The organism is Arenibacter palladensis (assembly GCF_900129275.1).
Classification (GTDB): Bacteria; Bacteroidota; Bacteroidia; order Flavobacteriales; family Flavobacteriaceae; genus Arenibacter; species Arenibacter palladensis.
The window spans coordinates 146,210-171,843 of the sequence record NZ_FQUX01000005.1; the positions used below are offsets into that span (position 1 = coordinate 146,210).

Genomic DNA, 25,634 nt, shown 5'->3' on the forward strand with positions numbered 1-25,634 from the left:
AAATGTAGTTAATCCAAAGCCTTAAGTTGGGCCTGTAACTTTTTTGTTAGACCGGCAACTACCAGTTCATAGGAATGGTCTATCAATTCCTTGACCAAGGTAGGCGCCAAGGTCTCTAGATAAAGGGTATTCCAATGTACTTTGCTCATATGGTACCCAGCTGTAATTTTTCCATCGTATGTTTCCCTCAATTCAATGGCCCTTTCCGGATCACATTTTAAATTGGCCTGGGAAGGTATCCTTTCCAGAGGTACTAGGGCAAACATTTTCCCCATTACCTTGAATACCAAGGTAGCGGCATCAAATGGAAATTCTTCCGTAACTCCCTTCTTATTGATACAATGCTCCCTAAATTCCTCTATATTCATAGTATCGATTCTATTGAATCACAAGCGGGCCAGTTCTTTTAAACTACCCCATGTCACCCTACATTTAAGCACCTCCTGATCACCGATGTCATTTCCCACCACGGTTTCAAAATTAACTCCTCCCAAACGCTCATAAAAGGCCATAGCGCTGGTATTGTTCTTTAGCACCCATAAATACAATTTTCCTTTGGGATTCTTCTTCAGTGCTTCTTGGGCCACCATGCCCATCAGATGTCTGCCAATTCCCTTTCCCTTGACCGTCATCAATACATGCAAATTGTCCAATAAGGTACCGTGTTCGGCATCATCCTCAAGAAAGGCACAGGCAAATCCGCAGATTTCCCCATCCTGTTCAGCTACCAAAACGACTTGATTAGGAGAGGGATTTCTTAGTCTATCTTTCCAAACCTCTTCTCTCTCCAATGCAGCTTCCACATCCAAAAAATGATCACTAAAATCACCTCTGTAATGCTGTTGCCAATTTTTTACGTGCAATTTGGCGATTTCCAAATAATCACCGGCCTTGGCCTGCCTATACGTCAACATAACAAATGATTAAATTCCTAGGGAATCGTACACTATTACCTTGGTCCATAAACTACTGGATTCCGCTACAAATAGGTTATGGGCTTCTTCGGTCTGATATTTTGCCTGTGCATCTGCAGATTCAAAGGAAACCACCAAGGAATAAGTAAAGGAACCATCCACAACGTCTCGGGTGGCCTTTGGCGGTACGCCTACAAAGTTGGTCTTGGCGTACTTGGAATCCCTCATAAATTTTAGGATGGACGTCTCAAAAGCCTTCCTATCCTCAACGCTGTCTGGATTCTTCAACCAAAAAAAAACGGTGTGTACAAAATTGGAATCAAAGTTCTTCATATGTTCTTCGTTTTGACCATAACTAGCTATGGTCATTGTTAAAAATAATATAGTATAAAATAAAGTTTTCATAATCAATGCTATTTTCAAATTCCTACCAAAAGTATGCGTTATAATTACCATACCATCATTTCGCTAAAATAAATAAAATTGATTCCAAATCGGGATTACGCAAAAAAGGAAATTATTTCCCCAACAATTCCTTTTTTCTGTTGTTCATTTCCAGAGCGGAATAGTCCAGTTTCCACCCTATGGTCTCCACAATCTTTTCGATTAAAAGTACAGCTTCCAAAGCCTCTTTATTTGCGGTATCCATTAAACCGCTTTGGGGGATTTTATCCCTTATGTGTTGCTTTGCCTCCATATTCAAGGAAGTAAGGTCAGTTGGGGTAAAGGAGTTGAAAAGTCCGTTTTGTATATCGTAAAACTGTAGTTCCGGAGAAATGGACAAAATTTCAGGTTGCGGAAAATTGGTAAGGATAATTCTTTTATTATCGTTATCGGCATACATTTGCAACTTCTTTAGATCAAAACCAATGTGTGCCTTGGCGTTTATGATGATCAAAGCTTTCTTTTTGCTGCTTACCAAACTAAGAAAACGTTCTTTGGTGTTTTCGTACCGATAAATTTCAGCAAAATCACCTTCTACGGTGATTAATTTACAAACGCTTTTTATCTTATCCAATAGAATGGTCGACTGGTGTTCCGTTAGCTCTTTACTCCTTTTTTTTCGAAAAAAGGAAAACACCCAGTACATTGCAATGGCCCCGAGAATAAGACCCAAAAAAAGTTCCAATATATCACTCATTTGCCTTACCTATTTCTCCTAAATGGGTGTATTTAAACCCCTTGTTATATTTAAGTCCATAACCAAATATCCTGTCCATGGAAGCATGGGAAAAAAGGATAATCCCTATTAACTGACACAAAGGTAATGAAAGATAAATACCGAGAAAATAAATAGCGATGGCCAAGCCTTTATGATGAAATGTATTATATCCTATGGCACCAATCCTATTTCCCATAAGATAGCCAAGCATCCCTATATCTGGTGCCAAAATTAGCCCAACAAACCACCACCAGCTATAATCCAACAAACTAAAGAGATACAAACCCAGACAGAACATTAGTAATTCCTCACTTTTTAAAAGTACCCGCATACCGCTAATTATTATTCTTCTATTAAATATAAAACAGGCCTACTGGGACTGGCATCATTTTCAAATGAAGCAAGTTGAAGATTCAAAAAGTACTTTCCATCCTTAATGGAATTTGCCACAAAAACAAACTCGGTTATCGTTGCTTGCAAACGCCGTTTTCCGTCGTAATTCCAAAAAGTTTTATGTGCCAAGAGGGCTCCGTCATCCTTTTCCTTATCCACGGAAGGAAGATCCACTAATAAGTGCTCCACTCCTTTATCCACCAACAATTGTGCTGCCGATTCCAACAAATATGGGGGATTGGTATTGGCATATTGCCTAGTCATTTTGTCCCTAAGATTAGGGATGGTCCGTATGACCACTGCCTCCCTATTTTTATTGCCCAAGGCATACTGCAATTGCTTTTTGGAGATTACAAAATCGCCTTTTATCTTCTCTGGGGCTATGGTAATGACCTCGGTCATAAAAAAGAATTTGGAAAGGCTTTTATTTACGGAATGGAACTCTTCCGTTATATGCCCAATACATTCCGTATGGGTGCCATGGGCATGAGGATTAAAACTAATGTCGTTAAAATTGGTAGAAGCTCCTTCCGTTACCTTCCCAATAAATTCCCCTTCGGTATGGGGCTCAATTTTCGGCGGGTCTACATACCATGCATTTACATTGGTACTCTTTCCAGTAATGGGTATGGAAATATCCAAGGGTTGGGATAAGTCTATAGTGTAATTTTTAGTATTGTGTTTTATAATGGTTTTCATGTATGCTGAACTTCTTAATCGTGCTCAGGACAAGTTAACCAAAAATAAATCGGCTGCAATCCCATCACTTAAAAATTTGCCTTTTTTCGAGACCAATAAACGATCATTCTCTATGTAAAGCAATCCGTCCTCTATTTTTTTTTGGGCCTGTTGCGTCAAATAGGCATAAAATTTCTGGCCAAACTCGGTTTTTATTCGCTCTAGGGATACACCCCAAATGGTCCGTAAACCAGTCATGACATATTCGTTGTATCTATCTGTTTTGGACAACACCTCTGTTTCCATGGGCAGCTCGTTCTGGGCAATCGCTTTTATATATTTTGCATTGTTATTAATATTCCAACCTCTCCTAATTCGGTCATAGGAATGCGCAGACGGACCTATCCCCAAGTATTTCTTTCCTTGCCAATACGCGGTGTTATTGCGGGAGAAATATCCGGGTTTCCCGAAATTCGAAATTTCATAGTTTACGAATCCCGCTGCTGATAATTTCTGGACCAAGATATGGAAATGGGATTCTGCCAATTCATCATCCACGGGCGGGACAAGTCCTTTGTCTATAAATGTCTTTAAAGCAGTTTTAGGCTCTACGGTAAGGGCATAGCTGGAAATGTGGGGCACACCAAAGTCCAATGCCTTTTCTATGTTGGAAATCCATCTTTCATTGGTCATTCCAGGAATGCCATAGATAAGATCGATGGAAATATTATCAAAATAAACCTGTGCCATGGCAATACATGCTTCAGCCTCCTGGGCATTATGTGCCCTATTCATCAGTTTCAAATCCTCCTCAAAAAAGGATTGTATACCGATACTCAGCCTGTTGATCGGTGAATTGGCCAATTCCAATATCTTTTCCTTGGACAAATCATCTGGATTGGCTTCCAAAGTTATTTCGGGTGCACTTACCACGGTATAATTACCATAAACTGCCCCAATTATCTGGTCGATTTCGGCCGTATTCAAAACCGATGGCGTTCCGCCCCCAAAGTAAATGGTCTCTACTACCTCATCCTTAAACTCTTCTTTTCTAAGCTCCAACTCCTTTATCAGCGCCAATACCATAGCTTCCTTCTTCCCCATATTGGTGGAAAAATGAAAATCGCAATAGTGACAGGCCTGCTTGCAAAAAGGAATATGTATGTAGATGCCGCTCATTTTACAGTGAACAATTAACAATTAGCAATAAACAATGGAAATTATGAATCATTTTCCGTTGTTTAACCTTGAAGTCTTAAGAATGGAAAACATAATTTTAGATAGTTCATCTGCCTCTGCTATTAACTTATTTGCTTCAATTGAAGAAATATAATCCGAATCTTTTAAAAGGTGTAGCCAATATTTAGTTTCTAGACTCTCTTTATAAGCAATTGAGATTTTAGCAGAAAAATCAGCTTTTGAAATAGCCCCATTTGCTTCTGAAACATTGGCCCCAATTGAGGTTCCAGCCCTCAACAGCTGTTTGGATAGCAAAAACTCCTTTTCCTTCCTAACAACTTCTTTATATAATTTTACAATTTTCAATGCAAAAGCATAGGACTTATCGGCTAAAGGATTACTATCTGTTCCCATACAAAGTATTGGTAATTGCTAATTGTTTATTGTTTATTGATTTTATCTCCGTTTTGTTTCACAAAGGCATCCCAGCCGCTATAACTTTTGCCTACTTCTATACGGCCTTCGTTATAAAAATGACAGACTGCAGCTGCCAAACCATCGGTACTATCCAGATTTTTGGGTAGCGATTTTAAGCCCAAAACGCTCTGTAGCATTTTGGCTACCTGCTCCTTACTGGCGTTACCATTTCCTGTAATGGCCATTTTAATCTTTTTCGGAAGGTATTCCGTGATGGGAATTTGACGCGATAAGCCTGCGGCCATGGCTACCCCCTGGGCCCTGCCGAGCTTTAGCATGGATTGGACATTCTTACCAAAAAAAGGTGCCTCAATAGCTATTTCGTCTGGGTGATAAGTATCTATAAGCTCTATGGTGCGCTCAAAAATAAGTTTAAGCTTGGTATAGGGGTCGGCATATTTCTGAAGTAGGAGCTCGTTCATTTGAATGAACTCCATTTTCTTATTGACCACCTTTATAAGACCGAAGCCCATGATGGTGGTTCCAGGGTCTATTCCCAATATTATCTTTTCATTTGCCAAGGAAGGAATTATTTATATTCTAGATTTATATTTCAGTTGGAATTCACAATAATAGGAATCCTGAATTTTGAGGAAACCGGGACCCCTCGTTTTAGTGCGGGCGATAATGGGGGCAATCCTTTTAAGCTTTGAGTGATGATAGTGCGAAATTCCGGGATCTGATTTTCAATATCCTGGTTACGCTGCACTTCCAAAACGGATATTTCACCTTTGTAGTCCACCAAAAAATCCACATATATAGAGGTATTGATATCGGACACAAATTGAAACTCAAAATCCTCCAACGTCTCCGTATACTGCTCCAATAGTGTATTTTGAAAGCACTCCAGCTGCCCCTCCTTGTCCAACATTTCATCACAGTTGTCAAACAAGGGATACTTATCCACCTCATTAAAATTTATATTGCGCATTTCCTCGTTTACCAATTCTTGGGTTTTTTCTTCTTTGGAAGTAAACCAGTCGCAAGAGGTAAAAAGACAAAAACAAGCCAAAACCGCAACTTTCCTCATGTATGCCAGATTCTGGGCGGAAATTACAATTTTTTGATCAATTTAAGGGGTATCCATATGAATTTCCTCCTTTAATTCCACTATCCTTTTAGAGGTGAATTCCGAGAAATAATCTTTTTTACCACCAAATTTATTCAGATATTCCTCGTAGCATTTTAGAGACTTTTCAGGTTTCTTATAATGTTGATCGGTCAATAAGCAAACTTCGTACTTATAAAGATATCCTGAAGGGTCTTCTATAAAAGCCCTTTCGTAATATTTGATGGCCAATTCTAGATCGTTTTGTTCCACTGCCAATCTGGCCAAAGCATTGTATTCCTTATCCAACACCACTTTTTGTACTTCAATTGATTTTTTAATGTAAATTTTGGCGCTATCCAGTTGTTGTAATTTAGAATATGCACTCCCTATACCAAAAAGTGCAACAGGGTTCTCCTCATCAAACGTTAAGAGATTTTCGTAGGCCTCCTTTGCTTTCTCGTACTTTGCCATGGCAAAATAAGAATACCCCATTTTTTCATAAATATATTCCTTATGCTCTCCCAATTCAACCAGCCTTTCAAAATAAGGCAAAGCAAGCCATATTAAATTATCATTGTAATTGGCGAGGGCCTTTAGGTTGATTAGGCTCACATCATTTTCATAAAAATTTAAGCCTTTATTTACATATTTTAGGACCGAATCCCGTTCTCTTTGCATTACATAGTATTTTCCCAATTGAAAAATACTACGTAAATGAGTACTGTCCAATTTTACCGATTGCTTGTAGGCCACTAAGCCTTCGGGCATGAGATTTAACTCCTTTAAAGACTCCCCCAAATAATAAAAGTATTCCGGGTTGGGATTATTATTTTCTGTTAATTGAGAAAAAACCGACTTTGCAAGATCATACTTTTTAAGTTTCAAATACAGCCTGCCAAGTTCATATTTTGCCAATTCTTGGGATTTATTTTTCTGCACTATATTTTCATACTGCACCAACGCCTTGTCGTAATTCCCAATGGCATTATAGGCCCGGGCAATTTGCAATTGGGCGATATAAGAGCTTTCCTTGGCGTATTCATTTATAGCCAGCGTGTAATTACCAACAGCATAGAGGCTGTCGGATACGGCCAAGGTCGATGATTGGGCTCCGACCTTGGCAACTGATAGCAGAAAAAGAATTCGGAACATTGTTTTCACCCGCTTACTGCAATTTAAAAGTTATAGGTATTGAAAAAGGTACACTAACTGGCTTCCCTTGATATGTGCCTCCAGCCATTTGGGGTAATAAAGAAATGATTCGAGCCGCTTCATCCTCCAAAAGCTTGTCTGGTCCACGCATACGAACATTGCCTATACTTCCATCTTCTTGAATAGTGAACATCACATTTACCCGGCCTTGAATGCCCTTTTCTTGTGCTTCTTCAGGGTATCTAAAATTCTTCCCAATATGTCTTTGAATCTTTTCATTAAAACATGTCCTAGGATCCGTGGCCTCTTCACAGCCAGGAAAAACCGGAACTTCATCCACAACCGCAAAAGGAACATATCCGCTACCGTCATATTTAAAGGTTTGGGGTTGGACTGCGTTCTCTTCGCTTCCTTCAAGCTTAAAGGTAATAGGAATCGAAAAAGGAACCCGGACTTTCTTTCCGTTTTCTTGCCCGGCAGTCATTTGGGGCAATAAAGAAATAATCCTGGCTACCTCATCCTCCAAAACTTTATCCGGTCCTCGCATCCGAACATTGCCGATACTTCCATCTTCTTGTATAGTGAACATCACATTTACCCGTCCCTGAATTCCTTTTTCCTGAGCTTCTTCAGGATATCTAAAATTTTTGCTAATGTGTTTTTGAATTTTCTTATTGAAACAATCCCTTGGATTTACAGAACCCTCACAACCAGGAAAAACAGGAACTACTTCTATAGAGGCAAAGGGCACATCTATGGATGACTTCAATTTTACATTTTCCTTGTCGGCAATACTACTATCCTCTTCACAAGAGGTATATACCAGTATTCCCAAGATCAAGGGTATTATTGACAAATACTTTAATTGCCAAACTTTCTTTGATTTTGATTTTTGTAACATGACGATTCGTTTTTTGACTAATGATGATTTAAAAAATTGATTGATGAAAGAAATATGTTGGGTCTGAAAGACCTGCGACAACAACAATTGATACTGCTCCGCCTTATGGGTCTTGGCCACTTTTGCATCGGCGATGAACTCGTGCAATTCGGAAACCCTGTTTTGATATATGTAGACCAAGGGGTTGAACCAGCCTAGAATGCGCATCAATTCAAAGAACAACAGGTCCCAGGTATGCCTTTGTTCTATATGTACCAGCTCGTGCTGAATAATGCTTTGATGATCATTTTCCAACACTTGGTCGCCCAAAAAGATGGACCTGAAAAATGAAAAGGCCATAGCACTGTTCCGTACCACCACTCTGGTAAATTTTTGAAAATAATGGATCTCGCCCTGGGCTTTGAGTCGGTTTATTTGGTATAGTTTATAAACAAATAATACTGCTGCAATGAACATTCCGCCAAAAAAGATTATTTCGGTCGCCGAAAGATTTAAAGAGTGTAAATTTTCAGGAGAAACAACCGCTCCTTCCGACATATCAGTACCCCATAAATATTCCGGATACAAAAAATATTTAGGAGAAACGGAAGTCCTTAAAGCCTCGATCTTTATCCATGGTAACAACAAAGAAAGTACAAATGTCCCCATCAGGTAAGCCCTGTTCCATTGAAAAAAGGTTTCCCGCTTAAGGAACAGATCGTAAACGATCAAAAACAATAACTGGAAGGCCATGCATTCTAGAATAAACTGTATCATTCCTTTTCCTTTTTAATGTCCTTGAGTATGGATTCTAATTCGGAAAGACTCATATCATTCTTTTTCATAAAGAAGGAGACCATACTTTTAAATGAGCCCTGAAAATAGCCGTCTACCAATTTGTTGATGGACTGGTTGCCGTAATCCGATTTCTTGATCAACGGAAAATAAAGATAGCCCCTACCCTCCTGCTCATGGTCTACAAAACCTTTACTTTCCAAAATGCGTACAATGGTGGAAACCGTGTTGTACGCCGGTTTGGGTTCTGGAAGTTCATCAATAATTGCGGCCACATTACATTTCTGCAACTGCCATAGAACCTGCATTACTTCCTCCTCTGCTTTGGTTAACTGTTTCATTTAACTAACTTTTTAGTTGAACACTATAACAAATATAACTAAATATTTAGTTTAAACTAATTTTTTAGTTACAAAATTGAATCGAAGCTATAGCTAGCGTCAAACTCATCCTAGAATTTTTCCAATCTGAATTCTAAATAGGCACGAGCGTGACGCCTGTCTACCGACTGAGGCAGGCTCGCGCCAGCAAGAGGCCAGCAAAAGGAAAACACACCCCTAACCCCTCTCAAGAGGGGAATTTTGGAGTATTCAATATTGGATTAAACGTAAGATTAATTATCGTTCTTTCATGAACCGTCATCCCAAATGACCCTCAGGAGCTTTGGCTGCACATCATTCTTTTAACTACGCAAAAAGGTCAGCGTTTCATTGTGTGACATAAAACCATAAGTATAATCATTGTAAGCTCCTTCCCTTGGATAAGGGAAGGTGAATGCTCGGCTAGCAGCCGAGGAGACGGAAGGGATTGGAGACCCAAGTCCTTGGAAAAGCCAATAGTCCTGATAGAATACAGGTAGGGCATAGATTCCTAAATATAATACTAGCAAGCAGTGAAAACACACCCCTAACCCCTCTCAAGAGGGGAATTTTGGAGTATTCATTATTGGATTAAACGTAAGATTAATTATCGTTCTTTTATGAACCCTCATCCCAAATGACCCTCGGGAGATTTGGCTGCGCATCATTCTCCTTATTACACGAAAAGGTCAGCGTTTCTCACCCCTTCCGGCTTCTCCTTTGTCGAACCCACCTTCCCCTGATTAGGGGAAGGAGCATTATTTTTGCATTACATGGTGTGACAATAAAACTTAGAGCTTAATAATAACCATAGGCTCCTTCCCTTGGGTAAGCCTGTCCCGCGTTTTCCGCGGGAGGAAAGGGGGGATGCTCGGCTAGCAGCCGAGGAGACGGAAGGGATTGTATGCACATAATCTTGGAAAGCACATATTTTATAAGAGACAAACTAGATTTGGAGCATCCCGAAAAGGGACGTTGTCTCAGTGACGTAAATACGTCATTGCGAGAAGCGTTAGTGACGAAGCAATATTTTAATACTACGAGCAAATTAAGTAGATTGCTTCACTATGCCTGTCTGTCGCCAGTCAAGTTCGCAATGACGTTAAAAAACTCACTTCCTGAATTGCTTGGCAGGTATGTCCAAAACTACTAATGCTCGTTAGCAGAGTAGAGAGCACATTTTTTACAAACGCCCTTTCCCCATCCATGTAACAAATCCTTCCTATCTTCGTCAAACCGGGAACGTATTCCTGTGGGAATTCAAAAGATTAGTATGGATATTACATTGTTGATTATTGGATTTGTTTTAATGTTCGTTGGTGTATTGGGAAGTTTTCTGCCGGTATTACCAGGAACACCAATAAGTTGGGTAGGACTGCTCCTGCTCTACCTTACCAAAGCCATTCCTGATGATTGGGTATTTTTGGGAATAACCTTGGCCATTGCCATTTTGGTTTTTACCCTGGACTACATCATTCCAGTCTGGGGAACCAAGAAATTCGGGGGAAGTAAATGGGGTATGATAGGTACTACCATTGGACTTCTGGTGGCCTTAATATTTCCAGTTCTTGGATTTTTTGGAATAATAATCTGGCCTTTCTTGGGGGCTTTGGCTGGGGAACTGATCAACAAAGCAGACCAAAAAACGGCCCTAAAGGCCGCCTTTGGTTCATTTCTAGGCTTTTTAACGGGTACCTTCCTGAAATTTATGGTCACCATAATCTATTTAGGCCTATTTATATATAAAGCCTGGGAATATAAATTGGACTTATTTCCCTTTTTTAATTAACCTGCATTTCTACATCCAGGTAACTTTTTCCTGCCATGGACCTTTGCTGACCACTGGAATTTCTTCGTCATAATAGCCCATATAGAAAAAGCCTAGGCATACCTCTCCAGAGTTCAGCTCAAAAAAATCGTCCATATATTTAATCAGCCCCGGGGAGCTCCAATAGCTACCTATGCCCATCTCGGTACAGCATAGCCACATATTTTGAACAGCCATGGCCGTTGCCGCCACCTCTTCCCATTCGGGCAAACTTTCCAAGGGGTCACGTTGCATACAAATGGCAATGACAGCCGCCGCCTTTTTAGGATTCTGAATCAACTTTTCTACCTTGAACTGTTTTGGCTTGGGGTCGGTTTCCATGTACTTCAAAGACAGAAACAAACCCAACTTTTCCTTAGTCTCCCCCTGCAGTACTTTAAAACGCCAAGGTTCCGTTTTCTTATGGGTAGGCGCAAAGTTGGCAGCCTCCAACACCTTTTCAATGTCCTCCTTACCTATAGGTTTATCATTATACTGGGCTGGGAAAACAGACCTACGCCTCTTAATTATATCAAAAATCATAATCTCTCTGTTTAAATATTACAAACTAAGGTTTTAAATCCCCTACCGCGATTGGTTTAACAATAAATTAATACAATGTCGCAGGGCTGGGTTCCTATTGTCCTCTTTCCAACAAACGGATAGCACCGCTCTTTGTGGAATGTTCTTTAGCTCAATAAATTTCACCTTCATCTGAAAGCCGTATTGTAAGGAAGTGGGTATTATGGCTATCCCCAAATTATTTTCCACCAGCTTAAAAATAGTCTGGGCATGCACAGATTTATGGGAAACCTTGGGGGTAAAACCGGCATCCTCACAAATGCTCATAACTGTATCAAAGTACAACGGACTATAATCTTGGGCGAACAGAATAAAATTCTCTTCCGCCAATTGCCCTACATCCCGGAATTCCCTGGTCAACAATGGATATAGTTCCGGTAAAACAACTGAAAAAGTATCGGTATAGACCGGCTGAATATTCAATCCTTCAGGTACCCTGGCCGTGCGTACAAACCCCATATCCAATTTATCCTTTACAATGGCGTTGATCTGGGCATTGTTGGACAGCTCTTCCAAATTGGTCTGGATTCCGGGAAATTTATCCTTTAACTTTATCAAAAGATCGGGAATCACTTCCTGCATGGCCGAACCCAAAAAACCTATTCGGACTTCTCCAAAATTACCATCCCTAATATGCCTCAACTGTTTCTTGGTAACTTCCAAATGGTTCAGGATAAACTCTATTTCACTTTTGAGATATTCCCCTGCTGCAGTAAGGCTTACCTTCTTCTTGGTCCGAACAAAAAGCTTTACCTCCAAAATCTCTTCCATTTGCTTAATCTGTCTGCTTAAACCTGGCTGGGAAATACATAGCTTTTCCGCTGCCTTTCTATAGTGCAATTCTTCGGCCACTGCCAAAAAGTAATTGAAATGTCTGAGCTCTAATTGATAACCCATAGTTATTAAGTGTGTACATTAATAGTATTGGTGATTATCAAACTTAATCAATAAATTTATATTGATAAAAATAATCCCATGGCTACTTCAAAAAAAATCTTTTTTTTCGGGGAAGATCATCTAACTGCAGGCCTGGCTTTATGCCTTGTAAGGGGAACGATCAAAGGGCAAATCTCTGAAACAGCAAGAAAAAAAATTCGGGAAAGTCACCAAACCGTATTACGTATTGTAGAAATGGGGCAACCTGTTTACGGAATCAATACTGGATTTGGCCCCTTGTGCACCACAAAGATTTCCAAAACCGAAACCAAAATACTACAAACCAATATACTTCAAAGTCATAGTGTAGGAGTTGGACAGCCTATTGAAAACGAAATTGCAAAATTAATGCTTGTCTTAAAGGTCCATTCCCTTGCCAAAGGTTTCTCTGGTATTGCCGAAGTCACCTTGGACCGAATAATATGGCATATAGATAACGATGCAATTCCTATAGTACCCTCCCAAGGTTCGGTAGGAGCATCTGGTGACCTTGCCCCTTTATCCCATTTATTTTTGCCTCTAATAGGATTAGGAAAAGTTAGGTATATAAGAAAGGTGATTTCAACTGCGCAACTGCATAGAATTTATGGATTGGAGTCGTTGGAATTGGGCCCCAAAGAAGGGCTGGCCCTTATTAACGGCACCCAATTCATAGCTGCCCATGCTGTAATGGTAATAGATAAAATGCAGGCTTGCCTTACACATGCCGACATCATTGGGGCCATGATGATCGAAGGATTACAGGGTAGTGTAAAACCGTTTTATAAAGAGCTGCACGACCTGCGCCCATTTAAAGGCAACAGCCACGTGGCCGCTAAAATCCGCTTTCTATTGGAAGATTCGGAAATTATGCAAGACCACATAGATTGTGAGCGGGTACAAGACCCCTATTCGCTAAGGTGCATCCCCCAAGTACATGGTGCTTCCAGAAATGCTTGGTTACATTTAAAAGAACTGTTGGAGATAGAACTAAATTCAGTTACGGATAACCCCATCATCATCAATGAGGAATTAACGATCAGTGGGGGCAGTTTTCATGGACAGCCTTTAGCTATGGCACTGGACTACGCCTGCCTAGCAGCCTCCGAGTTGGGCAACATTTCTGACCGCCGCATTTATTTGGCCATGGAAGGCAACAGTCCAGGAGTGCCAAAATTGTTGATGAAAGACACCGGCATCAATTCGGGATATATGATCCTGCAATATACCACTGCGGCTCTGGCCAGTGAAAATAAGGGATTGTGTTTCCCGGCCAGTGCGGATAGCATTCCTACTTCCCTAGGCCAGGAAGACCATGTTAGCATGGGATCCATAAGCGGCAGAAAAGCCCTTCAGGTATTGGAAAATGTAGAGAAAATATTGGCCATTGAACTCCTGACGGCAGCACAGGCCTTTGAGTTTAGAAAACCGATGAAATCTGGAGTATTGTTAGATGAAGTCCACAAAACTATTCGCAAAAAAGTGGCCTTTGCCGATAAAGACAGGGTGTTTTCCGATGATATTGAAAAAGGAATCGAAATGATCAAGGAACGCACCATATTACATTCGGTAGAAAAAACAATGAAACGCAACAATCTGAAAATGGAAAGTCCATACGAAGAGGAATTTGAAAAATATTAATTAATAGCCAAGCCATCAGCAGCAATCTGCATGCTATAGATCTTAGACAATCATGAAAAAATATACCCTTATAGGCCCCTTTAAACAAATTTTGACCATGGCAGGTTTACCACTAAAAGGAGCTCTTTCGGACGAGCAATTGCCAATTGTTGAAAACGGGGGTATTATTATGGTAGATGAAAAAATTCATGCCATAGGGTCTTATCCCCAAATTCAGGCGGAAGCAAATGGCCTAAATGCCGAAAACATAAATATTCAAACCAATATGGTATGCCTTCCCGGCTTAATAGATGCACATACGCATATTTGCTTTGGAGGAAGCAGGGCCAAGGACTATGCCCTTCGCAATTCCGGCAAAACCTATCTAGAGATTGCCAAAGCTGGCGGTGGAATCTGGGATACCGTTACCGAGACAAGAAAAGCCACAACTTCCTCCCTTATTGAGGGCGTAAAAACGAGGGCGGACAGACATTTGACCCATGGAGTGACGACCATAGAAGTGAAAAGTGGCTACGGACTTTCGGTACAGGAGGAACTAAAAATGTTAAGGGCCATTGCATTGGCCAAAGAACAATGCCAGTCCGACCTGATTCCTACCTGTTTGGCGGCACATATGGTGCCAAAAGATTACAAGGGCGGTCCAGCCGATTATCTCCTGGAAATAAGCACTTCACTATTTCCAATTTTAAAAAAGGAACAGTTAGCCAAAAGGATCGATGCCTTTGTGGAAGAAGGGGCGTTTTCCCCAGCTTCAATTGCGGCATATTTTGACAAAGCCAAAGCCATGGGTTTCGATATCACCGTACACGCCGACCAATTCTCAACCGGAGGCAGTGGGGTGGCGGTTAAATATAAGGCAGTAAGTGCCGATCATCTGGAAGCCAGTTCAGAAAAAGAAATTCAGCTTTTGGCCAAAAGCAATGTAGTGGCCACCGCCTTGCCGGGCGCCTCTATGGCATTGGGCTGCAACTATGCCCCTGCCCGCCGATTTTTGAATGCCGGAGCAGCCTTGGCCATAGCCAGTGATTGGAACCCTGGTTCCGCTCCAATGGGTAATTTGATGGTACAGGCCGCGGTTCTGGGTGCCTTTGAAAAACTCAGCAATACAGAGGTGTTGGCGGGGATTACCTATAGGGCAGCGGCTGCTTTAAACCTACAGGACAGGGGTATATTAAAAACCGGATTATTGGCCGATTTCATAGCATTTCCAACCAACGATTACCAGGAGATCCTTTACCAGCAAGGTATGATGCCCCCTTCCCTTGTCTACAAAAAAGGAAAATTGGCAGTCAATATATAATCAAAAAAGACGCGAACGATGACGATCGAGAATTTTAAAGCACAAATACTCCAAGGCATACCCAAGGAAATGCCACAAACTAAAATCTATCCCAAGAATGCCAATAGAGCCCCAAAACGTAAGGATATCCTAACCCTAGAGGAGAAGAAATTGGCCATACGCAATGCCTTGCGCTACTTTCCTCCGGATTGGCACGAGATCCTCGGAAAAGAATTTGCCCAAGAATTGAATACTCTGGGTAGAATCTATATGTATCGCTTTAAGCCAGATTATCCACTACATGCAAGACCAATTAATGATTATCCTGCGAAAACAGTAGAAGCTGCCAGTATTATGCTAATGATCCAAAACAATTTGGATCCTAAAGTGGCACAACATCCCGAAGAACTAATAACCTATGGGGGCAACGGTGCCGTTTTTCAGAATTGGGCGCAGTATCTTTTGACCATGCAGTACATGGCGAATATGACCAACGAACAAACCCTGCATATTTATTCCGGACATCCCATGGGGCTATTTCCCTCCTCCAAAGAGGCCCCAAGAGTAGTAGTAACCAATGGGATGATGATCCCCAACTACTCCAAACAGGACGACTGGGAGAAATATAATGCCCTTGGTGTTACCCAATACGGACAAATGACGGCCGGGTCCTATATGTATATTGGGCCGCAAGGAATAGTTCACGGCACTACTATTACTGTCCTGAACGCCTTTAGAAAAGTCTTACAAAAAGGAGAATCGGCCAAAGGAAAAATATTCCTCACCTCCGGTTTAGGAGGAATGAGCGGAGCCCAGCCCAAGGCCGGAAATATTGCCGGCTGCATTACCATATGTGCTGAGGTAAATAAAGATGCTGCACAAAAAAGATACCAGCAAGCTTGGGTAGATGAGCTTTTGGAAGACCTGGACCAATTGGTAAAACGAACCAGACTGGCCATTCAAAAAGAGGAAGTAGTTTCCTTGGCCTACATCGGCAACATTGTTGACGTATGGGAAAGGTTTGACCATGAAAACATATTCATTCATTTGGGATCCGATCAGACCTCTCTTCACAACCCATGGTCAGGGGGGTATTATCCTGCTGGTCTTTCTTTTGAAGAATCCAATAATTTGATGCGCAGTAATCCTGAAGCTTTTAGACAAAAAGTAAAAGCTTCGTTAAGAAGACAGGTTGAGGCCATTAACAGACATACCGCCAAAGGGACCTACTTTTTTGATTATGGCAACGCTTTCTTATTGGAAGCATCCAGGGCGGGAGCAGATATCATGGCGAGTAATGGCATCAACTTTAAATATCCCTCCTATGTGCAGGAAATTTTAGGCCCCTTGTGTTTCGATTACGGCTTTGGACCCTTTAGGTGGGTATGCACCTCGGGAGACCCCAAGGATTTACAATTAACCGATGATCTTGCACTTCAAATTTTGGAAGAAATTAGCACTAATGCACCTTCTGAAATCCAGCAACAAATACAGGACAACATAAAATGGATCCGGGAAGCTTCATCCAATAAATTAGTAGTAGGGTCTCAGGCCCGAATCTTATATGCAGATGCAGAGGGAAGGACCAAAATTGCCATGGCCTTCAACGCTGCGATAAACTCTGGAGAAATCAGTGCACCTGTGGTTTTAGGGCGGGACCACCATGACGTAGGCGGTACGGATTCCCCTTTCAGGGAAACCAGCAATATTTATGACGGTAGTAAATTTACCGCAGATATGGCTATCCATAATGTCATCGGCGATAGTTTTAGGGGTGCTACTTGGGTATCCATTCACAACGGTGGTGGAGTTGGTTGGGGAGAAGTCATCAACGGTGGCTTCGGTTTAGTCCTGGATGGTTCGGACAATGCCGCGAAGCGCTTAAAAAACATGCTGTTCTATGATGTAAATAATGGGATATCGCGAAGAAGTTGGGCCAGAAACAAAGAAGCATTATTTGCAATAAAACGAGAAATGGCGCGTACACCGGAATTAAAGGTTACCTTGCCAAATATAGTTGAGGATGAATTACTGGATTTGTTGTTTCAATAAAAATTAATTTCAAGTCTTTTTGATTGCCACTTATGCCCAACCAGGCTATGTCGTAATCAAAATCCTACGGGCCACCGTGTTTAGGGCAAAAATAGATATCCAAAATTTTAAATATTACATGGAATCATTTATTTTTATTCGCTGAACAGTCCCTCAACCAGAAATATAGACTTTGTAATAAGGATTGTTCCCCCTTTTGTTGGAACAAACATTCTATAAATTAGTATATCTAAAATAATGATTCCTTGTCCAATCTGTAACCAGCCCAATTCCAAATTAAAATACCAGCTTAAATTCAATGTACATGAATGTGCAAACTGCGGTTTTCAATTTTGTCCCGATGCCACTTTCAATAAAAGCATGGTTTCCGATTTAAATGAAGAAACCCGTGAAAAAGCACTCATCAATTTAAGAAAAGAGAATTTCCAACATATCATAGCCTCTATTAAGAAAAACAAAGAAATTGAATCCAAGGGACTGGAGGTAGGCCCTGGATATGGTTGGTTTTTGGAGGTATGCAGGGACCATGGTATTCGTTGCTCGGGTATTGAACCTGAAACCCGCTTCAATGAACACTACAAAAAGGAAGGCTTGCAAGTTACGAATGGTTTTTTTCCACAAGATCTTCCAAACGAATCACATTTTGATTTTATTGCCTATAATGATGTATTGGAACACCTACCCGATCTAAAGGGAATTATGGAGGCCAATTACAATTTACTAAATTCCGAAGGCCTATTGATCGTTAATTTACCGCAACAAGATGGTTTAATTTATTTCATTTCCAAAATAGCCTATCTATTTGGGGTAAAATCGTTGATGGACAGAATGTGGCAATTTAATTTTCACAGCCCACATATGAGTTACTTTACCAAACAAACCATGCATAAACTGGCCCAAGACAACAATTTTGAAGCCGTGGAATCTTTTCCATTAAAAACTATCAATTTATCTGAAATATCAGATAGGATAGAACAGGATAAACAACAAGGAACGCTCGCCAAAATAGCCACTAAAATTGGAGTGTTCATTTTGTTTCCCTTTCTACAAATTTTCCCAGACACCCGTTGTTTTATATTTGTAAAAAGGTAAATGGGTAGAAAAAAATGTAGTTTCTTCAAAACAACATTTAAAACCATATATCGTTAAAATGTTAATTTAGTTTGTTTATTATTACGAATGGGCAGTTTGGAACTATATGATTCCTAATCGTTAAAACACCAAGAAGTATAAAATCACCAAACTCGATGATTGAAAAATTATTAAAAATTAAAAAATCGATACACCAGTTTACCGGATTTTCCAGCGATAACAAAAACTCCTTTAGAGATCCAATATTTATTCTACTTGGCCTCCTTTTTACCTTGACTCTCTTTGCGGCCTACTCCAACCATTTCCAAAATGGCTTTCATTTTGATGATTCCCATACCATAGAAGACAACAAAGCCATTACAGAAGTGAACGCGGTGGCATTTTTTAAGGATGTAACAACCTTTAGCACACTCCCCAGCAATAGGTCTTACCGACCCTATACCACGCTTGAAAATGCTATTGATTACAAATTGGGAGATGGACTGGACCCCCTGGCATTCCATATCCACATTTTTATATTTTTTATTTTAACCTGCGCTGCCCTTTTCCTTTTTGTAAAAAAACTCTTGGACAGGTTGGAATTCTCCAATTACAATCAGTTCTGGGGACTGCTGATAGCTGCCACCTTCGGTTTATTGTGTGCCAATGCGGAAACGGTCAACTATATTATACAACGGTCGGAAATTGTCGCCGGCTTCTATGTGCTTTTGGGATTTGTCGCATTTTTGAGTGGCGGAATATGGCGAAAATGGCATCTTTACCTCATTTTCCCTTTAATAGGTTTCTTTTCCAAGGAGATGGCCTTGGTGTTTTCACCGCTTTTGTTCCTGTATTTTTTAATTTTTGAAGAGGATGTAGATCTTTTGCGCTTCTACAGGACAACAGAATTTAAAAAATGTATCCGATCCTTTATAAAGGTTTTTCCATCCTTTGTCCTGACGCTGGGCTTTCTAATTTTCTATTTCAGCATGCTCCCGGATACATTTGCTCCCGGAGGTCCTGATCGCTACAATTATTTAATTACCCAACCTTTGGTTATGTGTCACTATATACTAACCTATTTTATTCCCTATAACCTATCTGCAGATACAGACTGGGTGGCTTTTGAATCGATTTTGGATTACAGGGCCATACTGGGCATTATAGGTATAGGTATATTGATTTTCTTAGCTTTTAAAACATCTAAAAAGAAGGAAACTAAATTATTTACCTTTGGCCTACTTTGGTTCTTTATCTCGCTACTGCCTTCTTCCTCTGTTCTTCCCTTTGCCGAGGTGCTTAATGATCACCGGAGCTTTATCCCATACATGGGACTTACAATGGCTTTTGTATTTGGCACCAATTATATTCTTGAAACCTATTTTCCCAAAATACTGACTTCAAAAAAAGGTATGTCCATAATAGCCCTGTTCATAATCTTTTTCTTGTTTGCCAATGCCTATGGTGTGCACCAGCGAAACAAAGTATGGAAAGACGAGATCAGCCTTTGGAAGGATGTTACTGTAAAAAGTCCAAAAAATGGTCGGGGACATATGAATTATGGATTAGCATTAATGGCCCAGGGCGATTATACCAATGCCGAAATATCGTTTAACAATGCCTTGGAATATGTTCCCAATTATTCCAGTATATACACCAATATGGGCATCTTGAAAAATGCTATAGGGGATAAGGAAAGTGCCGACAAATATTTCCAAAAATCCTTATCCCTAAGTGATGCAAACCATAAAACCAAATACTTCTATGGTCGATATTTATTTCAGAACAATAAATTTAATGAGGCTATAGACCAATTTAAACAAGTAAACCAAAGTGTTCCCAATTATATTGAAACCAACGACTATATCTTTAAATCCTATCATAAACTTCAGGATTGGGAAAACATGAAAAGCTTTAGCAACGAAGTCTTGGAAAACCAGCCAAAAGATGATATGGCAAAAAAATATCTGGACATTGCCCTGAACAAAAAATCCATACTTACAGTTTTGGAAGAAGAGGTCAACAATGCTCCGAGCCCAGAGAAATACCTAAATTTAAGTTTACAATATTTCAATGAAAGCAACTACCAGGATTGTATAAGAGTCGCTGAAAAATCACTGGAATTAAATCCAGAATACGCCGATGCCTTAAATAATATTGGTATAGGTCATTTTTATCTGTTAAATTATGACCAGGCCATAGAGGCTTATGGCAAAGCACTGGAAATAAACCCGTCCTATCAATTGGCTAAGAACAATTTGGAAAATGCCAAGAACAAAAAGAAGGATATGGCCAATGCCATTTCAAATTTATCGGATAAGCAAGCATCTGCCTATTATATTAATCTTAGTCTGGAATTTTATCAAAAGGAAAAATACCAAACCAGTATCGCTGCCGCAAGGAAGTCGATCGCCATTGCACCCAACGCCATTGCCTATAACAACATTTGTTCTTCCTACAACCAACTAAAGGAATACCAAAAGGCAATAGCGGCATGTACTGAGGCGTTAAAATTAGACGCGAGTTCCAAACTGGCCAAGGGCAATCTAAATTACGCCCAAGAACAGATGAAAAACCAATAGAATAAAAGTCAACGCTATTGCAACAATGAATCCCAATTAACCCGGCAACCATGGAAACACAGAAATATCGCTCAATTAAAATTGCTGTTGTAATACCATTTTACAATGCCTCCAATGAAATATTGCTTGTCATTTCCAAATTACCGGATTACATTCAAAATGTTATTATCGTAGACGACCAAAGTCCCACACCCCTGCCCAAAGCGGATATTGAAAAACTTGTACCATCCAAAACAACGGTCTATTTTTTAGAGAATCAGACAAATTTAGGGGTAGGTGGCGCTACCAAAAGAGGTTTTGAAAAAGCTATTGGAATTGGGGCAGAAATAATAATCAAGGTAGATGCCGATGACCAGATGGACTTGGGTTACCTTCCCGAATTACTGGATCCATTAATTGCAAACAAGTGCGATGTTGCCAAAGGGAATAGGTTTAGGGATTTAAGGGCTTTGAGATCCATGCCGCTTGCACGTAGAATTGGCAATCTAGGCTTATCGTTCCTTATAAAATCGGCCACGGGCTATTGGCACAATTTTGATCCCACCAACGGGTTTTTGGCCCTTAAGACCGATGTTGTTAAAAAGTTGGATTTTAGTAAACTGGCCAACCGCTATTATTTTGAAACCTCCCTTTTATCACAACTATACTTTGAAAAGGCAGCTATCAAGGATGTTGCTATGCCAGCCATATACGGTGAGGAAAAATCGAGCATGAAAATATGGCAAATGCCTTTTGTTTTTGGGGCTAGATTAACCAGTACATTTGTAAAGCGTATTGTAAAGGAGTATTTTTTATACGATTTTAATATTGGATCTGTATACCTATTATTTGGTTTTCCATTGTTTATGTTCGGGCTCATATTCGGCATCACGGAATGGATTTATTATGCCTCTATAAACACCTTTGCCCCTACTGGTACCATTATGATCGTCACACTATCCATTATATTGGGCTTTCAACTTATCCTTCAGGCTATCCAATACGATATAATAAATGCGCCAAAAGCCCAATAAGGGCCTTCAACTATGTCACAAAATATATTGTGTAACAGATACTGTGGTCCAAGGGAAAAACACTAATATTGATAATGATATTTTATAGGATAGCGAATTAGTTTTTCAACTATTTTGTCCAAAGTTCTCTATGCATCAATGAATTGGTTAACTAGGCCATCAGCCCATAAAATTCTGTAAAAATGCACACCTATACCAAAACAGACCCTTTAATTTGGACAGGACGCAAGTCTGGCCAACAGCTTTATCTTCATGAAAAGGTGATTTGCATTGATCTTAATTCCGAGCAAATCCCCAGCATAAATGGACAGTCCTGGACAATATTGGGATATGCCTGCGATGAGGGTGTTAAAAGGAACGAAGGGAGAATTGGTGCAGCTTTGGGCCCAGATGCCATCCGTAAGCAGCTCGCCAAACTCCCAAACCACCTAACAGAAAACGTCTTGTTGCTGGATACGGGAACCGTAGATTGTAATGATGGGGATTTAAAAAAAACACAAACCGTATTGTCGCGTACAGTCACCCAATTGCTTAATCAAAACACTTTCCCCATACTTTTGGGAGGAGGTCATGACATTGCTTATGGCCATTATAACGGAATAAAAAAATATCTTGCCACGGAAGGCAATAATAAATCCATAGGCATTATTAATTTTGACGCCCATTTTGATTTACGAAGTAACCAAACCAATAATAATTCCGGCACGCCCTTCTACCAAATTGCACAGGACTGTAAACTGGAGCAATCAAATTTCCGATACATGTGTTTGGGAATCCGCGAGGATGCCAATAACAGTACCCTTTACGATACAGCAAAAGACCTAGGTGTCACATATGTTGAAAAAGCAAACTTCAACCTCCTTTATTTCGATGAAATAAAAGAGAAAATAGCGCAATTTACCAAGGAGGTGGATTATATCTACACCACGATAGATTTGGATGGATTTTCCTCGGCCTACGCACCTGGCGTTAGTGCCGCTTCCCCAATGGGTTTCTCGCCGGAAATAGTCTTGGAATGTTTGAAAATCATAATTGCATCAAAAAAAATGATCAGTCTGGACATCGCTGAAATGAACCCAACTTATGATATTGACCAACAAACGGCTAAATTGGCCGCCTCCCTTGTTCATTTCGTAATTCACCAAAGCCAATAATATCGTATGCCTGTATAGGCCATTTTTAATCCGAGCAACGAGAGAACTTTATTCCAACCAAGATTGAAAATACTTGCCATCGTCAACATCCAAGGCGGCCTTGGTAAGCTGCAAGGGCCTAAAGGTATCTATCATCACTGCCAATTCCTCGGTTTTGGATTTTCCAATACTGGCCTCATACGTACCCGGATGCGGACCATGGGGAATCCCCGCAGGATGTAGTGAAATATATCCTTTGTCTATATTCTTTCTGCTCATAAAATCACCATCCACATAATACAATACCTCGTCCGAATCTATGTTGGAATGATTGTAAGGGGCAGGTATGGATTGGGGATGATAGTCATATAAACGGGGCACAAAGGAGCAGACCACAAAGGCTGAAGTCTCAAAAGTCTGATGCACTGGAGGCGGTTGGTGAACCCGCCCGGTAATGGGCTCAAAATTATGTATGGAAAAGCCATAGGGATAATTATAACCATCCCATCCTACCACATCAAAAGGGTGGGAAGCATACACCAAATGGTGCAATTGACCTTGTTTTTTAACTTTAATCATAAAATCGCCTATCTCATCATAGGTCTGTAGGTTCTGCGGCAATTTAAAATCGCGTTCGCAAAAAGGGGAATGCTCCAAATGCTGTCCAAACCAATTTCTATATCGCTTTGGGGTATAAATGGGATGATATGATTCCGCAATCAGCAATCTGTTCTCCTCGGTATCAAAAGTAATCTGGTAGATCATTCCGCGCGGAATTACAAGATAATCCCCGTATTCAAATCTAATTTCTCCCAACATCGTTTTTAACACCCCCGTACCTTTGTGGACGAACAACAATTCATCCGCATCGGCATTTTTATAAAAATAATCCGTAAGGGATTTTTTGGGTGCCGCAAGCGAGATATGAACATCGGAATTGAACAACATTACACTTCTACTTTCCAAATAATCGTTCATTGGCTTCACTTCAAAACCTTTCAACAATCTGGACTTGATATTATGGGACACCATGGCTTTGGGGGAAACATCGAAGGACTTCCCCACTTCCTTTACCATCGTTGGTCTATGCAGGTGGTACATTAGAGATGACATACCATCAAAACCGATGGTTCCAAACAATTGCTCGTAATGCAGGCTTCCGTCCTGTTTCTTAAAAATAGTATGTCTTTTGGAGGGAATTTTACCTAATTTGTGATACAAGGGCATAGCAATATCCTTATTAATGATTCCTATTTAAAAATACGATAAAATAAGGAGTATCTGAAATATCGCGGTTCAATTATAATGATGCAATGGTGGGATTTTCATAGTTTTTTAATCCCTAGCCATTATAACAATATACCGAGAAGAGGATTTGAGCAAATAAAATAAAACCCTTAAAACGTTAATTTCTAGGCAATACAAACAAAAAAAGCCTCCCAAAATGGAAAGCCTTTCATCGGCGCTTGTCGTTCCAAATTTACATCCGGAAAAATCGACAAATACAACCTTGCCTCAATTTGCATTGAGACACAACACAACTTGGCAAAGATAGTAAAGGTTTTTAGATTTTCATTGTTTGGACAAGCTTATTTGGACAATCCCTTCAGCTCGCAGATTAGATTGCTTAGAGTACAAAATTAAATCCTGATTCTTCCAATTTTTTGTACTTGTCATAATCGAACCTATACAAAAAGGCGCCTTTTTTTGAGGTAGATTTATCTTTCTCGTTCAATTTAATGAGCAAATCGAAGGATAATAGTTTCTTTCTAAAATTACGGTCATCCAATTTTGTCTGATGTATGGCCTCATACAATGACTGAAGCTGCGGAATGGTAAATTTTTCAGGAAGAAGCTCAAATCCAATAGGCTTGTGCGTAGTTTTCTGCCTTAGTCGGTCCAAAGCATCGGCAATCATAGTATTATGATCAAGTACCAAGTGGGGAACATCTTCCAGAGCAAACCATTTGGCGCCATGCAATTCTACCTGTTCCCTATCGTAGTCATTAATTCTGATCAATGCATATTGGGCAATGGAAATACATCTTGCACCGGAATCCCTGTCCACATCGCTATACGCCTTAAGTTCTTCCAAAAAAATATTCTCCAGGCCCGTAAACTGTAAAAGAACACGGCGGGCAGCATCCGGAACACTCTCCTCTTCATTTACAAAACTGCCAATCAGGGACCACTCGCCCTTAAAAGGATCTATTCTCCTTCTAAAGACCAAGAGCTTCAAAATGCCCTCATCAAAACCAAAAACAATACAGTCTGTTGCCACCAGTATTTTGGGCTGCTCAATATAAGGTAGATAATTCTCCAAGGCCTTCATTTAAACTATAATGTACTAAAATATCAAAAATAAATTTCAAATCATTAATCGCCTCGATTTTAAAACCCTAAACCTTATCATAAAACCCAGAAATAGATATCCATGACCAATTCAACTTATAATTTTTCATCCAAATACCAAAAATAGCCCCGTACACATTTAGCAGTCATTTAACATTAAACTTTTT

The 25,634-nt window shown here is 40.2% G+C and carries 25 protein-coding genes; 8 read left to right on the forward strand and 17 right to left on the reverse strand.

Annotation, left to right across the window (positions count from 1 at the left end):
- Positions 1 to 8 precede the first annotated feature (8 nt).
- The 13 genes from BUA60_RS14745 to BUA60_RS14805 all read right to left on the reverse strand — a co-directional run bounded on the left by BUA60_RS14745 (position 9) and on the right by BUA60_RS14805 (position 9,022).
- Positions 9 to 368, reverse strand: coding sequence for an MmcQ/YjbR family DNA-binding protein (locus tag BUA60_RS14745; protein WP_072862967.1), 360 nt, complete (start codon positions 366 to 368; stop codon positions 9 to 11).
- An 18-nt stretch (positions 369 to 386) separates the two neighbouring features.
- Positions 387 to 914 carry a GNAT family N-acetyltransferase gene (locus tag BUA60_RS14750; RefSeq protein WP_072862968.1) on the reverse strand — a complete coding sequence of 176 codons (528 nt, stop codon included), beginning with the start codon at positions 912 to 914 and terminating at the stop codon, positions 387 to 389.
- Between the two features lie 9 nt (positions 915 to 923).
- Positions 924 to 1,319, reverse strand: coding sequence for a Dabb family protein (locus tag BUA60_RS14755; protein WP_072863235.1), 396 nt, complete (start codon positions 1,317 to 1,319; stop codon positions 924 to 926).
- 112 nt (positions 1,320 to 1,431) lie between these two features.
- Positions 1,432 to 2,055, reverse strand: coding sequence for a DUF4230 domain-containing protein (locus tag BUA60_RS14760; protein ID WP_072862970.1), 624 nt, complete (start codon positions 2,053 to 2,055; stop codon positions 1,432 to 1,434).
- A complete protein-coding gene (locus BUA60_RS14765; RefSeq protein WP_072862972.1) occupies positions 2,048 to 2,407 on the reverse strand; it encodes a DUF4260 domain-containing protein in 360 nt (119 codons plus the stop codon). The genes BUA60_RS14760 and BUA60_RS14765 overlap by 8 nt, the downstream gene beginning before the upstream one ends.
- Positions 2,408 to 2,418: 11 nt before the next feature.
- Entirely contained in the window at positions 2,419 to 3,168 is a 750-nt protein-coding gene (locus BUA60_RS14770; RefSeq protein WP_072862974.1) for a cyclase family protein, read from the reverse strand.
- A 24-nt stretch (positions 3,169 to 3,192) separates the two neighbouring features.
- Positions 3,193 to 4,326 (reverse strand): radical SAM family heme chaperone HemW, encoded by a 1,134-nt coding sequence (gene hemW, locus BUA60_RS14775; RefSeq protein WP_072862976.1) that lies wholly within the window; start codon positions 4,324 to 4,326, stop codon positions 3,193 to 3,195.
- A gap of 48 nt (positions 4,327 to 4,374) precedes the next feature.
- Positions 4,375 to 4,740, reverse strand: a complete 366-nt coding sequence (locus tag BUA60_RS14780) for a four helix bundle protein (protein ID WP_072862978.1) — start codon at positions 4,738 to 4,740, stop codon at positions 4,375 to 4,377.
- 26 nt (positions 4,741 to 4,766) lie between these two features.
- Positions 4,767 to 5,324, reverse strand: a complete 558-nt coding sequence (ruvC, locus tag BUA60_RS14785) for a crossover junction endodeoxyribonuclease RuvC (protein ID WP_072862979.1) — start codon at positions 5,322 to 5,324, stop codon at positions 4,767 to 4,769.
- 32 nt (positions 5,325 to 5,356) lie between these two features.
- Positions 5,357 to 5,833, reverse strand: a complete 477-nt coding sequence (locus tag BUA60_RS14790) for a hypothetical protein (protein ID WP_072862981.1) — start codon at positions 5,831 to 5,833, stop codon at positions 5,357 to 5,359.
- Positions 5,834 to 5,875: 42 nt separating this feature from the next.
- Positions 5,876 to 7,006: a tetratricopeptide repeat protein gene (locus tag BUA60_RS14795; RefSeq protein WP_072862983.1), complete on the reverse strand. Its 1,131-nt coding sequence runs from the start codon at positions 7,004 to 7,006 to the stop codon at positions 5,876 to 5,878.
- Between the two features lie 13 nt (positions 7,007 to 7,019).
- Positions 7,020 to 8,663, reverse strand: coding sequence for a M56 family metallopeptidase (locus tag BUA60_RS14800; protein WP_072862984.1), 1,644 nt, complete (start codon positions 8,661 to 8,663; stop codon positions 7,020 to 7,022).
- Positions 8,660 to 9,022 carry a BlaI/MecI/CopY family transcriptional regulator gene (locus BUA60_RS14805; protein WP_031442279.1) on the reverse strand — a complete coding sequence of 121 codons (363 nt, stop codon included), beginning with the start codon at positions 9,020 to 9,022 and terminating at the stop codon, positions 8,660 to 8,662. Before BUA60_RS14805 ends, BUA60_RS14800 begins: the two co-directional genes overlap by 4 nt.
- A 1,291-nt stretch (positions 9,023 to 10,313) precedes the next feature.
- On the opposite strand from BUA60_RS14805, the gene BUA60_RS14810 reads away from it, so the two are divergent.
- Positions 10,314 to 10,829 (forward strand): DUF456 domain-containing protein, encoded by a 516-nt coding sequence (locus tag BUA60_RS14810; RefSeq protein WP_072862986.1) that lies wholly within the window; start codon positions 10,314 to 10,316, stop codon positions 10,827 to 10,829.
- Between the two features lie 9 nt (positions 10,830 to 10,838).
- Here BUA60_RS14810 and BUA60_RS14815 read toward each other — a convergent pair whose 3' ends face one another.
- Both BUA60_RS14815 and BUA60_RS14820 read right to left on the reverse strand, forming a co-directional pair.
- Complete coding sequence (locus BUA60_RS14815) at positions 10,839 to 11,390, reverse strand: nitroreductase family protein (RefSeq protein ID WP_072862988.1); 552 nt, start codon at positions 11,388 to 11,390, stop codon at positions 10,839 to 10,841.
- A 42-nt stretch (positions 11,391 to 11,432) separates the two neighbouring features.
- Positions 11,433 to 12,326 carry a LysR family transcriptional regulator gene (locus tag BUA60_RS14820; protein WP_072862990.1) on the reverse strand — a complete coding sequence of 298 codons (894 nt, stop codon included), beginning with the start codon at positions 12,324 to 12,326 and terminating at the stop codon, positions 11,433 to 11,435.
- 78 nt (positions 12,327 to 12,404) lie between these two features.
- On the opposite strand from BUA60_RS14820, the gene hutH reads away from it, so the two are divergent.
- The 7 genes from hutH (at position 12,405) to hutG (ending at position 23,136) form a co-directional block, all read left to right on the forward strand.
- Positions 12,405 to 13,985, forward strand: a complete 1,581-nt coding sequence (gene hutH / locus BUA60_RS14825) for a histidine ammonia-lyase (RefSeq protein WP_072862992.1) — start codon at positions 12,405 to 12,407, stop codon at positions 13,983 to 13,985.
- Positions 13,986 to 14,037: 52 nt separating this feature from the next.
- Complete coding sequence (gene hutI / locus BUA60_RS14830; protein WP_072862994.1) at positions 14,038 to 15,285, forward strand: imidazolonepropionase; 1,248 nt, start codon at positions 14,038 to 14,040, stop codon at positions 15,283 to 15,285.
- A gap of 18 nt (positions 15,286 to 15,303) precedes the next feature.
- On the forward strand, positions 15,304 to 17,316 hold the full coding sequence (locus tag BUA60_RS14835) for a urocanate hydratase (protein WP_072862996.1): 2,013 nt from the start codon (positions 15,304 to 15,306) through the stop codon (positions 17,314 to 17,316).
- 237 nt (positions 17,317 to 17,553) lie between these two features.
- The gene (locus tag BUA60_RS14840) at positions 17,554 to 18,408 is read left to right on the forward strand and encodes a class I SAM-dependent methyltransferase (protein ID WP_072862998.1); all 855 of its coding nucleotides are present in this window, start codon (positions 17,554 to 17,556) and stop codon (positions 18,406 to 18,408) included.
- Between the two features lie 155 nt (positions 18,409 to 18,563).
- On the forward strand, positions 18,564 to 20,969 hold the full coding sequence (locus BUA60_RS14845) for a tetratricopeptide repeat protein (RefSeq protein ID WP_072863000.1): 2,406 nt from the start codon (positions 18,564 to 18,566) through the stop codon (positions 20,967 to 20,969).
- A 50-nt stretch (positions 20,970 to 21,019) separates the two neighbouring features.
- Positions 21,020 to 21,982 carry a glycosyltransferase family 2 protein gene (locus BUA60_RS14850; RefSeq protein WP_072863002.1) on the forward strand — a complete coding sequence of 321 codons (963 nt, stop codon included), beginning with the start codon at positions 21,020 to 21,022 and terminating at the stop codon, positions 21,980 to 21,982.
- A gap of 182 nt (positions 21,983 to 22,164) precedes the next feature.
- The gene (hutG, locus tag BUA60_RS14855; protein ID WP_072863004.1) at positions 22,165 to 23,136 is read left to right on the forward strand and encodes a formimidoylglutamase; all 972 of its coding nucleotides are present in this window, start codon (positions 22,165 to 22,167) and stop codon (positions 23,134 to 23,136) included.
- Between the two features lie 48 nt (positions 23,137 to 23,184).
- On the opposite strand, the gene BUA60_RS14860 is transcribed toward hutG, so the two are convergent.
- Positions 23,185 to 24,342 carry a homogentisate 1,2-dioxygenase gene (locus tag BUA60_RS14860; RefSeq protein ID WP_072863006.1) on the reverse strand — a complete coding sequence of 386 codons (1,158 nt, stop codon included), beginning with the start codon at positions 24,340 to 24,342 and terminating at the stop codon, positions 23,185 to 23,187.
- A 400-nt stretch (positions 24,343 to 24,742) separates the two neighbouring features.
- Positions 24,743 to 25,438, reverse strand: coding sequence for an NUDIX hydrolase (locus BUA60_RS14865; protein ID WP_394333326.1), 696 nt, complete (start codon positions 25,436 to 25,438; stop codon positions 24,743 to 24,745).
- Between the last annotated feature and the right edge of the window lie 196 nt (positions 25,439 to 25,634).